Genomic DNA, 15,109 nt, shown 5'->3' with positions numbered 1-15,109 from the left:
TATATTATTATTTATCTGGCAATTCCAGCATCTTTATAGAGTTTTTTTACCACTTGGTCTGAAAGGACCACATATTTTCCGGGGGTTATATCGTAGTCCTTTAATTTCACATTCATAACCCTTATTCTTTTAAGCTTAACTACATTTGCCCCTAAAGCTGCACACATTCTGCGAATCTGTCTGTTAAGCCCCTGAGTCAGGACAATGTTAAAAGATCTTTTGCCTGTCTTTTTCACTTCGCAGGGCCTTGTTCTTCTATCAAGCTCTTTTAGATACATTCCTGAAGACATGGCTTTAAGAAAATCTTCCGTCACATCCATGTCCACGGTGACTTCATACTCTTTTTCATGCTTCATAGAGCCTTTCATCATGGCATTTATAAGCTCACCATCATTTGACATAAGAAGAAGCCCCTCTGAGTCTTTATCAAGTCTGCCTGCGTAAGTGACTCTTTTATCAAATCCAAGGTCTTCTATAACAGTTTTTTCTGCATACTTATCTTTTTCTGTACATGTAACACCAACCGGCTTATAGTATGCGATCACTATTTTTTCATCCAAAGGCTCTATCTTTTTGCCATCAACAAAAACAGTATCTGTATCAGTTACATCAATACCAAATACTGCTTTCTCACCATTTATAGTGACTCTTCCTTCATCTATTAACTTATCTGCCTCTCTCCTGGAGCATACGCCGCAACTGGCAATATATTTATTTAATCTCATAAAACACCTGACCACAATAATAATTTAAAAGTCGAGCATATATTCGTCATATACGCTCGACTCATAATTCATTAGTTTTCTTAAACTTGCGCCAAAGAATTTATTGCATCATCCTTAATGATCAGGTCATAGGACTCACGGATATGTGCGATCACATGCTGATTTGATGCTTGAAAATGGCCAAACTCATATGCCATTGTAAATAGTGACGCAAATACTTTTGGTTCTTCGTCAAGTCTCTTTAAATCAAGATAATACTTACCATCCTGCTCATTCTTATAAAGAGAACTTGATATATTAAGATCTGTAGGTGCCTTTTTACAAAACTCAATAACAGTACTGATATTTGCAAAAGAGAAAACATATTCATGGAACTTAAGTCGCTCTTTATCTCTGTTTTTCTTGGAAGCACCGTTTGAAATCTTATCTGCTTTTTCTTTATTCTCAGCAGCTGATGACTTCTGATTGAGTGAAATCTTATCATGGTTCTCAGCAAGTCCTGAGTCTTCCATTATATTTTTTACTGAATTGGTGAACTGTTTCAAGCTCTTTAAATATTCATTTAATCTGTTTATTCTGTCTTCATTTTCAGAATCGCCAATATCCTCAAGAACATTCTTTGGAATTGTGATTCCGGCTTTTTCAGTAAGGTTTTTAAGTATCTCTCCGAATGAAGCTGAAGCATTTTCAGAAAGAGTTAAAGAAATGGAATGATCAGGTAAAACAGTGATCTGCATTGGCATAAAGGAACCTGTTGGTTTATAATCGACCTCTTCCTGGGCCTTACGCATTACATCATGTAAAAAATCCATCGCTTCTTTTTTCTTTTCAAATAAATCCTCGAGCTTTATTCCCTGCTCGTCCATATCATCTTCAGTTATGATACATGTTACTGTATCCTTATTGATTCTTTTAAATTCCATTAAATACTTATCCTTTCAAGAAATCGAAAGTTACGACATATATTTTACATCATTTAGCAAATTCTTGGAAGTCCCTCTCCGTACATCAGACCAATTATACGTTTTCCGCCAATTTTGGTATTAAGTACCACATTATGTTTATCGGCTGATCCGTCATTTTTGCTTACATCCCCTATGATGCAGGCATTCTCACCATATTTAGATCTCTTAATTATAGAAAGAGCTTTCTCTGCGTCTTTTGCAGCTACTGAAAGAACCATTTTTCCTTCATTGCCCATATACATAGGATCCAAACCAAGAAGACCACAAAAATCTTTTACAGCTGGTGAAACCGGCATTTTATCTTCGTAAAGATCAATTGTGCATTTTGAGCTTTCGCAGAACTCATTTAATACAGTTCCAAGGCCGCCTCTTGTGACATCACGCATAGCGTGCACTTCTACATTATTATCCAAAAGTCCTTTTACCATCAAGGCAAGAGGTGCTGCATCGGACTTTATATTATTTTGGATTCCCATCCTTGTTCCTAAAATGGCAGCATGATGATCGCCAAGATTACCTGATATGATTATCTTATCGCCATCTTTTAGCTTAAATGGTCCCGGAACATCTAAATCTTCAGAAATGAAGCCAACCCCGGAAGTATTTATTATAAGTCCGCTCTCGCCGCCTTTGTTTTCAATAACCTTTGTGTCGCCTGTAATAATCTTGATTCCAGCTTCCTTTGCAGTTTCAGCCATTGAACTGATAACTCTGTCCAAAACATCCATATCAAGGCCTTCTTCAAGGATGCAGCCGCAGGTAAGGTACATTGGCTTTGCACCGCTCATAAGAAGATCATTGACTGTTCCGCAAACAGACAACCTTCCTATATCACCACCTGGAAATTCAATAGGAGTAACAACAAAGCTGTCAGTAGTAACCGCAAGCCTGCCACACCCTTCTACAACTGCAGAATCCTCAAGCTTATCAAGTATTTCGTTGTGAAAATGTTTAGCAAATATATCTCTGATCAAAGCGGAAGTTGACTCACCACCACTTCCATGTGCCATTGTAATCTTCATAATCTGTTCCTATCTTCTTCCTGATACAAAATAATTATAACAACTGCCCTCTGTAGATACCATGCATGCTCCATGAGCATTATCCGGAGTACATGCTTTGCCAAATAAAGGACATTCATAGGGCTTTAATTTACCTACAAGTACACTTGCGCAACTACATCCGGGTGGCATATGATCTTCATCAAGGCCTATACTTCCAGCGTCAAAATCAGCATATTCTTTTTTCAATGCCATGCCTGATCCTTTTATCTTGCCCATGCCGCGCCATGAGGCATCTGATACTTCAAAATACTTTTCAACGACTTCTTTTGCCTTAGTATTTCCTTCCTCTGTCACTACATTCTTGTACAGATTCTTTATACCGGATTTACCTTTCATCTGTAAAAGAGCATATATAGTCATAATAAGCTGTTTGCCTTCAAAACCTGAAACCACAAAAGGAATTCCAAGTTCATCAGACAAAGCTTTGAATGTATCACTTCCTGTGACCGCACATACATGTCCCGGGGCAATAAAGCCATCAATTCCGCCGCCATTTTTCACTACCCATCTGATAACTTCAGGCATAGTTTTAAGTGATGTCAAAAGCTTTAGGTTTTTAACGTTTTCTTTTACCGCTTCTTCTAATACCATTGCGTATACAGGAGTCGTGGTTTCGAAGCCAATCGCAGCAAAAACATATGTATGAGAAGGATCTTCCTTGGCAAGCTTAACAGTTTCCATTGGAGAATAAACCATTCTCACGTGACCGCCATCCGCCTTTGCATCGGCTAGTGACTTATGTGTTCCCCTTACCCTTATAAGATCACCAAATGTCAGTACGATGGTGTTTTCCTCCATTGAGAGCTCAACAAGTCTGTCAATTACAGCTGTAACTGTAACACAGACAGGGCAACCGGGACCTGAAATGAGCTTTATCTTTGGAGACAGCATTGATGGAATGCCATTTTCTGATATTGCTGCGGTATGAGTGCCGCAAACCTCCATTATATGTACTTCTTCACCATCATAGTTCTTTAATTTATCAAGAATTTCTTCAAAAGTAATTGATCCCATTAAACAGTCAGATCCTCAATTTCATTAAATAATTCTTCCATTTCATCAGCCATTTTTTCATCCATAGTCTGGATGATGCAGCCTGCATGAACCAGAACTCTGTCGCCAACCTTTACATTTACAAGGCCTGCTTCTGCTATAACCGTATTACCGCTAAAATCGACAGTAGCTTTTGTTCCATCTATCTTAATAACTTTTCCCGGTATTGCTACGCACATATCTAATCCTCTTTCAATAATCCATAATATGCCTGTCCAAGGGCAATTCCAGCATCCCCTGATGGTACAAGCCTGTTCCAATAAACATCAAATCCCTCTTTTGTCAAAAGAGCTATTGTGTTCTTTAAAAGTATCCGGTTCGCAAATACTCCTCCGGACAAACAAACTTTTGATTCCTTGACATTGCTTCTAAGTATACTACATATTTTCACGATATAATAAGCCAAAGCTAAATGAAAACCATATGCAATGTCCTTTGTTTCAAAACTTCCATCTGCAATACATCCCTTTATCTGTGAAAAAAGATCAAGCTGATCGAATATAATTTCTCCCTCTTCATTTTCGATGATTTTTACATCAAACAAAGGAAAATGACTTCCATTACAGAGCGAAGCTTCTTTTTCAAGTAAGATCGCGCACTCACCTTCGAATGAATTATAGTCCTTTATTCCTAAAAGTGCACATACGCAGTCAAATAATCTTCCGACACTGGAAGTTTCATAAGTATTTATATTATTTTTAAGAGCAGCCTTAACGATATCACTGCCGTTATCATTAAGAGCTATCTCATAGCATTCTTTTACAATATTTGCCTTCTTGGGAGCTGTATCTCCGCCCATAAGCTTAATATACGATAAGTGGCTCTTTCTAGTATAATCTATACCATTACACAGAAAAACTTCTCCACCCCAGACTTTATCGTCATCGCCAAAGCCTGTACCATCAAAGGCAATTCCAATACATGATCTTAATTCATTTTCTGCCATGACAGATAAAACATGAGCATAATGATGCTGCAATCTTATCAGTTCTATGTTTCTTTTTTCTGCATATTCTTTTGCATACTTTGATGAAAAATACAAAGGATGCTTATCGCAGACAGCTCTCCTTGGAACAAATGAAAAAAGATCTGAATTTCTTTTTATTAGTTTATTAAAAAGCTCATAGGTGTCAGCATCTTCTAAATCGCCTATAAACTGGCTAAGAACAACTCTGTCTTTTTTGGCAAACGAAAATGTGCTCTTTAGGTCTCCTCCAAAACAAATAGTTGAAGTGTTATTATCTGAGCCTTTGCAGATTATAGGAAGCGGTGAAAAACCTCTTGCCCTTCTGATAAACTGGGAAGAATACTCCCCGTTCTCATTTTTGATAACAAATACCACAGAATCATCCTGAGGCTGATTTATCCTTCTTTTATGGAAAAGAACTCCGTCAACATAATATTCTTTTGATCCATCCATTAGTTTTTGGTCAAAAGAATCATGATCAATAATTATGGGCTGACCAGAAATATTGGCGCTTGTACAGATTAGTGGACCAACTTCATCAGTTAATAATCTGTGTATGCCTGCTGATGGCAAAAAAGCCCCTATATAATTACTGTCCTTGCAGACTTCATAAGGAAAGTCCTGCTTTTTATTTAATAAAACAATAGGTCTTGCTGAAGACAATAAAAGCTCTTCTTCCTTCTCGTTAACTTCAGCGTATATTTTTATACTATCAACTGTCGAAAACATAACAGCAAAAGGCTTATTCTCTCTGCCTTTTATCTGTCTTAAACGTAAAGCAACAGGATTCTCAGGCTTACATATAAGCTGATAACCAGATACACCCTTTAGTCCTATGATCTTACCTTCGTTTAAAAGAGAAATTGCTTTTTTCACAGCATCTTCCCTTTCAAGGTGAACAGATTCTGCCCCGTCATAGTAGTCAAGAATCATGAAAGGTCCACAATCATGACAGGAAATTGTCTGTGCATGCCTTCTACGTCCACTTTTATACTCCGAAAGGCAGTTAGGACACATTTCAAAATCGACCATTGTGGTTGTATGTCTGTCATAGGGAAGAGAATCCAAAATACTGATACGAGGCCCACATGAAGCACAGCTTATCAGCGGATATCTATATCTCCTATCGCCTTTTGAAAGCATCTCATTAAGGCATTTATCGCAGATACCTATGTCAGGTAATACTATTGGAAGTTCAGATTTAAGGTCCACAACTGAGCTTTCTACAATAGCAAAATCATTAAAAGAATAATCGCTTTCATTAAGCTTTTCTCTGGCAATGTCTAAGACAAATGAGCCTTTAGGCTGAACATTTTTAAGCTCATCGCAAAAATCATCTATAGTCTTTTCCAAGCCGGAAACAATGATCTCTACTGCAGCTCCTATATTTTTTACCTGCCCTTTAAGACCATATTCAATTGCTTTTTTTAAAACAAAAGGGCGGTAGCCTACTCCCTGCACCGCCCCTTTGACTAAGATTTTTTCTGTCATCAATCTTTCTTTTCTTGTGTATTTGCTGTAGCAACAGGATTAGCGTTTGCAGCTCCTCCATTTGCATTTGCGGCAGCAGCCTTAGCTGCAGCTGCAGCAGCCGCACGTTCTTTTGCAGCCTTCATCAAAGCTTCCTGAGCTGCAATTGCCTTCTCTGACTGTTTAAAAGTCTTAGTAATCTTCTCATCGCCGGGTTCCTGGAATCTGACACCCATTGAAAGACATTTCTTAGGACAATTATCAACACAACATCTGCACTGTATGCAGCTCATAGGTCTGATAGACCATGTCTTTGCTGCCTTATCTACAGTGATCGCATGTGTTGGGCACTTAATTGAGCAAAGGCCGCAAAGGACACATACGTCCATATCATTTTCAACATGTCCCCTGGTACCTTCAGGAAATTGCTTTTCTGCCTTTCTTGTATATGGCTTTGATACAAGGTTACGAAGAATTGTTTTCTTAAAACTTACAAATGCCATCTCTAATCTCCATCCCAATTAAATATTTCATTATCTTTCAGTACAACTGATACAAGGATCAATAGTAAGTACAAGAATAGGTACATCTGCCAGATCGCATCCCTTTAATGTCTCAACAAGGCCTGAAAGGTTTGCAAATGTGGGAGTTCTAACTCTCATTCTGTCTATGAACTTTGTTCCGTTAGCCTTTACATAATAAAGAGCTTCTCCTCTTGGCTGCTCGATTCTCATCATATATTCGCCATTTGGCATACCCTTAACAGGAACATCAATATCTCCTGAAGGCATTTTGTCGATACACTGACGAATAATATCAAATGCCTGGAAAATCTCCTTTATACGGCATTCAGTACGGGCATATGAATCACCCTCTGTAGAAATAATTGGCTCAAAATCAATATCGCCGTAAGCACAGTATCCTGTTGATCTGATATCACGACTGATTCCGCTTGCTCTAAGGAAAGGTCCTGTACATCCAAGTGCGTCAGCCTGTTCAGGAGTAAGGATACCAACGCCACGAAGTCGTGTCTGAACAGCAGCATCATTAAGGAATGGCTTAGCAATAGCCTTAAGATCCTCTTCCATTTTATTTATTCTCTGATAAAAATCTTTAAGCATTTCATCAGATACATCTCTTCTTATACCACCGATCTTCATAACAGAGAAAATAACTCTTCCTCCTGTAGATGCCTCAAACATATCAAGGGCATCCTCTCTAAGTCTCCAGCAATCCATGTAAAGAGACTCAAATCCAAAGGCATCAGCCAAAAGGCCAAGCCAAAGAAGATGTGAATGGATTCTTGAAAGCTCTGACCAGATAGTTCTAAGATATTTTGCTCTTGCAGGAACATCAATATCCATAATATGTTCAACAGCTTCTGAATATCCAAGTCCATGGCCAAGTGAACAGATACCGCAAATACGTTCGGCTACATAAACCATCTCATTAAAATCTTTTTTATCAACCAGCTTTTCAAGACCTCTGTGAATGAAACCTATTGAAGGGATAGCTTCAATAACCTTCTCATCCTCCATAACAAGGTCCAGATGTATTGGTTCCGGAAGAACCGGATGCTGGGGGCCAAATGGAATAACACTTCTAGTAGACATTACAGTTCCTCCAATTACTTAAATGGTGTCTCTATCGCTGTACGATAAAGCTTACCCTCATAGTCTATATTTATCATCTTAACCTTTACACCAAAAAGGTCATGCATTTCATTCTCATATATGAAAGCACATGGGAAAATACTTGTTATACTTGATATTTCATTCTCTTCAGGAAGAGTTATCTTAAGCTGTTTAACCTCAAGCTCTTTTCCAAAAGAATAAATAAGCTCATATCCATCAGGTATTCTTGTAGCACACTGCTGCATAAGATGATAACCATTAAACTTAAGCTTCTGAGATTCATCTATAATGCTTTCAGGATTGACATTAATAAATTCTGTATTCATTATTTATTATCTCCTTTCTCAGCATTATTTGTTGCAACTGGGGCTGCCTGAGCATTAACAGGCTTAACAGCATTTGCAGCTGGAGCTGCAGGTGCAGGCGCAACAGGCTTTGGTGCAGGCTTTGCTGTAGCCTTGATCTTTTCTTCAGCCTGCTCTCTTAAAGCTTCTTCAGTAAGAACAGCATCATACTGTGTGCTCGGATCATAGTCATCAGCAGTCATATGAACAGCCATCTTACTGTAATCAACAGTACAATAGCCCTGTTTCATTGATTCTTTAAGTTTCTTTCTCTTTTCTTCAAGAATACCAACAGCCTTAACAACACCTTCAATGAGGGCTTCAGGTCTTACAGCGCATCCAGGAACATATACATCAACAGGAACTACTTTATCAGCTCCTCCTAAAATGTTGTAACACTCTTTAAAGATACCGCCGTCGCATGCGCAGATTCCGCAGGCAACAACAACCTTTGGATCAGGCATCATATTATATAACTGTCTTACTACAGGGGCTGTCTGAGCATTGATGCCACCAGTTAAAAGTAAAACATCAGCGTGTTTAGGATTACCAGTATTTATGATACCAAAACGCTCTACGTCATAAAGTGGAGTCATTGTGGCAAGAACTTCTATATCACAGCCATTGCAGCTGGATGCATCATAATGTAACACCCATGGTGATTTAGATATTTTCATTGATCTCACATTCCCTTCCCGTATTATTTAAGCACATTAAGAATAAGCAGATTTGTACCTGCGAAAACTAAAATTACTGACCATGTAACTTTGAGCATTGTAATGTATTTTACACGTGGGAACAGATTATCAATAAGTGTCTCAAGGAAAAATACAACTGCGCATGCAATAAGAGCCCAAACTCTGCTGATAGGATTTGCTGTTAAGAAGAACATTCCAACAATACCCATCATAAGTACTGTGTCATACCACTCTGCTATCTCAACAAATGCAAGGTTATTACCTGAAAGATCGGTAGTAAGTCCTTTAACCATTTCCTGATGCATATGATGTGAAGTACTAAGATCAAAAGGTGATTTACGAAGTTTGATTATAAGAATAAATACAAATCCTATAAAGAAACCAGGGATCTGAACGATTGCAGGAACACTTGCCTGGATCAGATCGTTTACCATAAAGCTTCCGTTTGCATAATAAAAACCAATCGCTACCAAAAGTGTCATAGGCTCATAACACATCATCTGTAAAAGCTCACGCTGTGCACCCATGATACTGTAAGGACCATTAGTAGAAAATGCAGCCATAACCATAACAACTTCGGCCATTGAAAGAGCAAAGAATACTAAAAGCATATCTCCGCCTGCAAAGAACAATGTTCCTGTAAAGATTGTCATGATAAGGTAACCTGTAACAAACAAAACCTGAATGCTGTTAACAACGGTTGTCTGCTTGTTGAGAAGCTTATATACATCGTAAAATGGCTGGAAAACCGGAGGGCCCTGTCTACCCTGCATACGGGCAGAAATAACACGGTCTACTCCTGAAAGAAGTCCTCCAATAAGTGGTGCCAAAATAATATAAAGTACAGCCTTAAGTATGATCATAGACATTAGAAAGCACCTCCAACAACAATGATAAGCATTACTGCAACAAGAACAGTAGCTATGTAAATACAAGGTCTGAGAAGTTTCTTTTCACCAAAGTATTCTGTCATATACCAGTTAGACATATAAAGAGCTCTCTCTTTTCCAAAAGAATCAATATAGTGTCTGTCATCTCCTGCATTGACACCTGCAACATAAGACATTGTCATCTTGGAGTTCTTACCAATTGATAAGAATCTTGATCCGATTGGAATCATAAATACCATTGCAACCATTATCATCATGATAATAATATCGCTGCCACCGATAACATCGGGAATACTTGTATGATAAGCCTCATCAAGTATAGGCTGTATCATATGACCTGACATCCATGGGAATGCGAAGCACATGATAACAATAAGTGATGTCAATGGGAAAATAGATACCATCTCACTTCTAGGAGTTGTATCCTCAAGCTCAAATGACTGGTGAATAACTGTGCAGATCTTACCAAGCCATTTTGCCCAGTAGAACAATGTACTTCCTGAACCAAAAACAAGGAAAAGAACAAGCCATACTGAACCTGAATCAACGAATGATTTAAGAGCAGCCCACTTGGAAACAAGCATTCCAAAAGGAGCCATGAACATTCCACAAATACCAATGATCATAATGAACGCAAGTCTTGGTAACTTGATGATAAGACCATGCATATCCTCGATATCACGGCTGTGCATACAGTTCTCGATATCACCAACTGTCTGGAACAGAAGTGACTTAGAAACAGCATGGAACAAAACAAGCATTACTGCAGCCCAAACACCTTCAGTAGTACCGGTTCCGGCGCAGGCTGTAATAAGTCCAAGGTTTGAGATTGTTGAATAAGCAAGAACCTTTTTACCATCACTAACTGTAATAGCAAGAAGTGATGCTGCAAAGAATGTGAAGCCACCAATAACAGTGATCATGACTCCGGTAAGAGTTCCCGCCATGACAGGTGCTACTCTGATAAGCATATATACACCAATCTTTACCATTGTAGCTGAGTGAAGAAGCGCACTAGATGGTGTAGGTGCAACCATGGCGCCAAGAAGCCATCTTGAGAATGGGAACTGTGCACTCTTTGTCAAAGCTGCAAATGCGAATAATGTTACAGGCACAATGACAATAGCTGGCGCTGAAGTATGTGTAACCTGGCTGAGATTAGAGATCTGTAACTCAGGATTCATATTGCAGTATAAAAGGCCAGCTGCAAATCCACATCCACCAAGAAGATTCATCCACAGTGCTCTGAATGAATTGTCTACAGCTTCCTGTGTTCTTGTATAACCTATCATGAGGAATGAACATACACTTGTGATCTCCCAGAAGAAATAGATCCAGCCAAGATTATCAGAAGAAATAAGTCCGAACATTGCACCAAGGAATACAAACATAAGAGCAAGGAAATAATTAGAACGATCCTGTACATCTGTATGATGATGATGATAGTCCTTCATATATCCTGATGCATAGATGCAAATAAGAATACCAACAATACCTACGATCAGATACATAACAGCTGCAAATGTATCAATACGAATATGTGTATTACCCTCTACAGCTTTTCCTGTAAGATCCATCCAAAGTACTGGAATGGTACCAACAAGAGAAAAAATAATAGCATAATACTTTTGGTATTTAATGCTGAGAAAACATACAAGACCCATAAGAAAAATCTCGCCGGCAATAACGAGCATATCAGGCACATGTGTGTGTTCTAAGTATACAAACTGGGATGTATCCCCGGATGTAAGAACATTAACAGCAACATAAATAGCAGTTATCATAATTGTAAATCCACCAATTATAATAACTGCGCTTCTCAAAGGACTTGCCTTTTTAAGAAAACCTATGATCACTGCCATTAAAAAAGGAAATAAGATAAGAAAGTTTACTGCGTTTAACATAGTAATAGCCAAGGTATTTCGCCCCTTTCAAATGCTTTTTTCAAATTTTTTAGCTCATGAATTTTTTAAAAATTTATCGATGGCGTCATTTAACTCTTTGACAGCATCTTCATCTCCATCCTGGACCGCATGAACTATACAATGACTGATATGTTCTTTAAGAAGTTCTTTTCCGCAGCCGTTAATTGCCGACCTCACAGCTGCAAGTTGTATAAGTACTTCTGTACAATCCTTGTCATCTTCAACCATCCTTTTGACAGACTCCAGATGTCCTATCGCTTTAGACAGACGGTTTACTATAGCTTTCATTTTTGCGGGATCATGGTGATGATTATGGGTATGAGAACTCATAAAAAACCTCCAAAAAACAATGTGCGCTTTCGTTAAATTTTTGACTTTTGTTTACAAAACAATACAAAAGTCTAACAAAACCGCACATCAAGCCGAAACTTATTATATTTCTATCTGCCAAAAAAATCAATAAAGATTAGCGTACATTTCCTATAATCTTGTACAAAAGATTATACAAAATTTTAGCCTCATCTTCAGACAATTTTACACAGGACCCAATTGATGAAGGAATACTTATAGCTTCTTCTCTGAGTTTTTCTCCATCTGAAGTTATAGAAACAACAAGGTTTCTTTCATCTTCGCTGGATCTTTCTCTTGTAATATAGCCCTTAGACTCAAGCTTTTTAAGTACAGGAGTAAGAGTACCGGAATCAAGATAAAGGCACTCTCCTAAAGTCTTAACATTTACAGTTTTTTTCTCCCACATAACCATCATAGTAATGTATTGGGTGTATGTAAGATCAATCTTGTCAAGATAAGGTTTATACCTCCTGATTATTTCCTTGGAACATGCATATAAAGGAAAGCAAAGCTGATTTCCAAGTTTTAATGATTCGTATTTTTCTTCGTTATCTATCATAACTAACTCCTAAATATAATTTTATGCTATTTAATTATACATTATTATTCAAAAAATACTAATTATTTTTTCAAAAAATTAATCTGAAATTTAAGTTCTATAATTCTAAACAATTTAGTAAGATAACGCATAAATGGCTCCGTTGCAATGGCAAATAGCACAAAAAGCATTATACAGGGCTTTGAAACATATGAAATAGAAAACAGCTCATTAAAGAAAATTGCACCCAAAACAAAAACAATCATGCATCCAAAAATAACCCGAAGTCTGTATGTATTCAAAGGTGACGAAATATTGGCAAGGATAATAAATCCAACTATGGCCAAAAGAAAAGTTGCAGCAACAGAAACATCAGTCTGATCCACTCCAAAGGTATTACTAAATACAACAAGTGCAGCTATAGCGAAAAAGTCAGTGAGTGCTGCCGGCATTGCTTTTAACAGTACTTTGACAAGAAAATGCCCCTCTATCCTCTTGTTATTTGGTTCCATAGCCAGGAAAAAGCCAGGAATACCAATATTCACGAGGCTGACGATAGTAATCTGTGATGGCTGTAATGGGTATATAAGTACATTGATAATTGAAAATACAGCCAGCAATAATGAAAATATATTTTTTACCAAAAACAGTGTTGCAGTTCGTTCTATGTTATTTATGTCTCTTCTGCCCTCTGCAACAATTTTGGGCATATGGGAAAAATCACTGTCAAGAAGCACTACCTGAGCAGCCTGAACCGCAGCTTCTGACCCGGAAGCTATAGCTATCGAGCAATCAGCATCCTTCATGGCAAGAATATCATTTACACCATCACCGGTCATAGCTACAGTATGACCGTTCTTTTTAAGTGCTCTTACTATCTTTTGCTTCTGTTCGGGTGATACCCTTCCAAAAACAGTCATTTCCTTAACTGCAAAAGGAATATCCCCATCATCCAATGTACTTGCATCAACATATTTGTCGTAGTTTTTAATACCTGCTTTTTTGGCTACTTCTGATACAGTTATTGGATTATCTCCGGATATTACTTTTACATCAACGCCTTGTTTTTCAAAGTACTTAAAGGTATCAAAGGCAGCGTCTCTTATAGGATTTTGAAGTGTTATGAACATAAGAGGATGTGCCTGTTTCCCATCAAGAACTCCTTCAGCATTTCCATCATATTCTGCAAAGCAGAGCACCCTAAGGCCCTTTTTTGTATATTCTTCTATAGTGTCCTGATATTTTTTAATCTCTTCTCTTAATATAAATTCAGGAGCTCCCAGAACATATCGGCAATTATCAAATTCTACGCTGCTATATTTGTATTTGGAAGAAAAAGGTTTAAAGGAAACGCAGCTTCTGCTCGTAGTAAAACCGAAATAATCCTCCAATGCATGCATAGTAATGTTATCGTCAGGCAGACAACCAAGATACTCTGAAAGAAGCCTGCAAGTTGCATCAAAAAGCTCGTCATCATCTTCATTTGACGCAAGAATAGCCTCTGCAACAAGCATGCTATTGTCTGTTATAGTGCCTGTCTTATCTACGCAAATAGTATCAACGCGGGCCAAAGTTTCAATACTTCTCATATCGTGAAGCATTACTTTCTGTCTGGCAAGCCTAATAGTACTCAGCCCAAGAGTTATACTAAGCAAAAGGTATAGCCCTTCCGGTATCATTCCAATAAGCGCAGCAACAACTGAAGGAATGCTCTCTGAAAAAGAATTGCCCTGAACGAAAACACTTTGGCAAAAAAGAGCAATTCCGATCGGAATGATAAGGATACCCGCAGCTATGACAATGTAATCAATGGACTTAACCATTTCAGACTTCAAAGCATTAGACATATTCTTTGCTTTGAGCATAAGCTTTGATATATAGGAATCAGCTCCAACTCTTGTAAGTTTTGCTATACATTTGCCGGAAACAACAAAGCTCCCCGACATAAGTTCAGAGTCTTTAACTTTGTTGATCTCATCAGCTTCACCTGTTAAAAGAGCTTCATTAACAGATATTTCACCTTCAACCACAACTGCGTCTGCACATATCTGACTACCGGATGTAAGTACAATATAATCTCCTTCAACAAGTCTGTTGATTGGAATAACATCCTCTTCTCCATCACGTATAGCGACAGCTGTAGACTGATTTAATACATTTAATTTATCGAGAACCTTTTTGGCCTTGATCTCCTGAAATATTCCTATAAGGGAGTTGCAAATTATAACCGGAAGAAAAGTGAGCGAATTAAATGCGCCTGATAAGACCAGCAAAACTGCCATGATAAAGAAAATCAGGTTGAAGTATGTAAAGACGTTTTCTTTGATGATATCTAAGGTCGTTTTTGCTGTATTGTCGACCTGAATATTACCTTTTCCTGATGCATAAAGCTCTCTTGCTTTTGCAGAACTAATGCCATAATTTGAGTAATCCATTTTGTAATCCCCATTTACAAATGTATTTGCCATAAAAAAGTCCCCGGAAA

General features: G+C 37.9%; 15 protein-coding genes. All 15 read right to left on the bottom strand.

Features of this window, described 5'->3' with window-relative positions; genetic code table 11:
• Positions 1–11 precede the first annotated feature (11 nt).
• The 15 genes from G585_RS0107020 to G585_RS0106950 all read right to left on the bottom strand — a co-directional run bounded on the left by G585_RS0107020 (position 12) and on the right by G585_RS0106950 (position 15,092).
• The gene (locus G585_RS0107020) at positions 12–725 is read right to left on the bottom strand and encodes a pseudouridine synthase (RefSeq protein WP_022773957.1); all 714 of its coding nucleotides are present in this window, start codon (positions 723–725) and stop codon (positions 12–14) included.
• 80 nt (positions 726–805) lie between these two features.
• Positions 806–1,648 (bottom strand): adaptor protein MecA, encoded by an 843-nt coding sequence (locus G585_RS0107015; RefSeq protein ID WP_022773955.1) that lies wholly within the window; start codon positions 1,646–1,648, stop codon positions 806–808.
• Between the two features lie 53 nt (positions 1,649–1,701).
• The gene (gene hypE, locus G585_RS0107010) at positions 1,702–2,712 is read right to left on the bottom strand and encodes a hydrogenase expression/formation protein HypE (protein ID WP_022773954.1); all 1,011 of its coding nucleotides are present in this window, start codon (positions 2,710–2,712) and stop codon (positions 1,702–1,704) included.
• A 9-nt stretch (positions 2,713–2,721) separates the two neighbouring features.
• Positions 2,722–3,768 (bottom strand): hydrogenase formation protein HypD, encoded by a 1,047-nt coding sequence (gene hypD / locus G585_RS0107005; protein WP_022773953.1) that lies wholly within the window; start codon positions 3,766–3,768, stop codon positions 2,722–2,724.
• On the bottom strand, positions 3,768–3,986 hold the full coding sequence (locus G585_RS0107000) for a HypC/HybG/HupF family hydrogenase formation chaperone (protein WP_022773951.1): 219 nt from the start codon (positions 3,984–3,986) through the stop codon (positions 3,768–3,770). The genes hypD and G585_RS0107000 overlap by 1 nt, the downstream gene beginning before the upstream one ends.
• A gap of 2 nt (positions 3,987–3,988) precedes the next feature.
• Positions 3,989–6,265: a carbamoyltransferase HypF gene (hypF, locus tag G585_RS0106995; RefSeq protein ID WP_034481585.1), complete on the bottom strand. Its 2,277-nt coding sequence runs from the start codon at positions 6,263–6,265 to the stop codon at positions 3,989–3,991.
• On the bottom strand, positions 6,265–6,747 hold the full coding sequence (locus tag G585_RS17480; RefSeq protein ID WP_022773949.1) for a 4Fe-4S dicluster domain-containing protein: 483 nt from the start codon (positions 6,745–6,747) through the stop codon (positions 6,265–6,267). The genes hypF and G585_RS17480 overlap by 1 nt, the downstream gene beginning before the upstream one ends.
• 30 nt (positions 6,748–6,777) lie before the next feature.
• Positions 6,778–7,857, bottom strand: a complete 1,080-nt coding sequence (locus tag G585_RS0106985; protein WP_022773947.1) for a hydrogenase large subunit — start codon at positions 7,855–7,857, stop codon at positions 6,778–6,780.
• 14 nt (positions 7,858–7,871) lie between these two features.
• A complete protein-coding gene (locus G585_RS0106980; RefSeq protein ID WP_022773946.1) occupies positions 7,872–8,204 on the bottom strand; it encodes an NADH-quinone oxidoreductase subunit C in 333 nt (110 codons plus the stop codon).
• Entirely contained in the window at positions 8,204–8,899 is a 696-nt protein-coding gene (locus G585_RS20050; RefSeq protein WP_022773945.1) for an NADH-quinone oxidoreductase subunit B family protein, read from the bottom strand. The genes G585_RS0106980 and G585_RS20050 overlap by 1 nt, the downstream gene beginning before the upstream one ends.
• 23 nt (positions 8,900–8,922) lie before the next feature.
• Positions 8,923–9,789, bottom strand: a complete 867-nt coding sequence (locus G585_RS0106970; protein ID WP_022773943.1) for a respiratory chain complex I subunit 1 family protein — start codon at positions 9,787–9,789, stop codon at positions 8,923–8,925.
• A complete protein-coding gene (locus G585_RS0106965) occupies positions 9,789–11,726 on the bottom strand; it encodes an NADH-quinone oxidoreductase subunit 5 family protein (protein WP_022773942.1) in 1,938 nt (645 codons plus the stop codon). The genes G585_RS0106970 and G585_RS0106965 overlap by 1 nt, the downstream gene beginning before the upstream one ends.
• 42 nt (positions 11,727–11,768) lie before the next feature.
• Positions 11,769–12,065 carry a metal-sensing transcriptional repressor gene (locus G585_RS0106960; protein WP_022773941.1) on the bottom strand — a complete coding sequence of 99 codons (297 nt, stop codon included), beginning with the start codon at positions 12,063–12,065 and terminating at the stop codon, positions 11,769–11,771.
• A gap of 136 nt (positions 12,066–12,201) precedes the next feature.
• Positions 12,202–12,645, bottom strand: a complete 444-nt coding sequence (locus G585_RS0106955) for a MarR family winged helix-turn-helix transcriptional regulator (protein ID WP_022773939.1) — start codon at positions 12,643–12,645, stop codon at positions 12,202–12,204.
• A gap of 62 nt (positions 12,646–12,707) precedes the next feature.
• Positions 12,708–15,092 carry an HAD-IC family P-type ATPase gene (locus G585_RS0106950; RefSeq protein WP_022773938.1) on the bottom strand — a complete coding sequence of 795 codons (2,385 nt, stop codon included), beginning with the start codon at positions 15,090–15,092 and terminating at the stop codon, positions 12,708–12,710.
• Positions 15,093–15,109: the final 17 nt, after the last annotated feature.

It is taken from the genome of Butyrivibrio sp. AE2015 (genome assembly GCF_000420825.1).
Lineage (GTDB): Bacteria > Bacillota > Clostridia > Lachnospirales > Lachnospiraceae > Butyrivibrio.
This window is presented reverse-complemented; position numbering and strand designations above follow the sequence as displayed.

Coding starts and splice junctions, on each gene's coding strand:
- G585_RS0107020 (WP_022773957.1), bottom strand. CDS start 725: ATGAGATTAAATAAATATATTGCCAGTTGCGGCGTATGCTCCAGGAGA.
- G585_RS0107015 (WP_022773955.1), bottom strand. CDS start 1,648: ATGGAATTTAAAAGAATCAATAAGGATACAGTAACATGTATCATAACT.
- hypE (WP_022773954.1), bottom strand. CDS start 2,712: ATGAAGATTACAATGGCACATGGAAGTGGTGGTGAGTCAACTTCCGCT.
- hypD (WP_022773953.1), bottom strand. CDS start 3,768: ATGGGATCAATTACTTTTGAAGAAATTCTTGATAAATTAAAGAACTAT.
- G585_RS0107000 (WP_022773951.1), bottom strand. CDS start 3,986: ATGTGCGTAGCAATACCGGGAAAAGTTATTAAGATAGATGGAACAAAA.
- hypF (WP_034481585.1), bottom strand. CDS start 6,265: ATGACAGAAAAAATCTTAGTCAAAGGGGCGGTGCAGGGAGTAGGCTAC.
- G585_RS17480 (WP_022773949.1), bottom strand. CDS start 6,747: ATGGCATTTGTAAGTTTTAAGAAAACAATTCTTCGTAACCTTGTATCA.
- G585_RS0106985 (WP_022773947.1), bottom strand. CDS start 7,857: ATGTCTACTAGAAGTGTTATTCCATTTGGCCCCCAGCATCCGGTTCTT.
- G585_RS0106980 (WP_022773946.1), bottom strand. CDS start 8,204: ATGAATACAGAATTTATTAATGTCAATCCTGAAAGCATTATAGATGAA.
- G585_RS20050 (WP_022773945.1), bottom strand. CDS start 8,899: ATGAAAATATCTAAATCACCATGGGTGTTACATTATGATGCATCCAGC.
- G585_RS0106970 (WP_022773943.1), bottom strand. CDS start 9,789: ATGTCTATGATCATACTTAAGGCTGTACTTTATATTATTTTGGCACCA.
- G585_RS0106960 (WP_022773941.1), bottom strand. CDS start 12,065: ATGAGTTCTCATACCCATAATCATCACCATGATCCCGCAAAAATGAAA.
- G585_RS0106955 (WP_022773939.1), bottom strand. CDS start 12,645: ATGATAGATAACGAAGAAAAATACGAATCATTAAAACTTGGAAATCAG.
- G585_RS0106950 (WP_022773938.1), bottom strand. CDS start 15,092: ATGGCAAATACATTTGTAAATGGGGATTACAAAATGGATTACTCAAAT.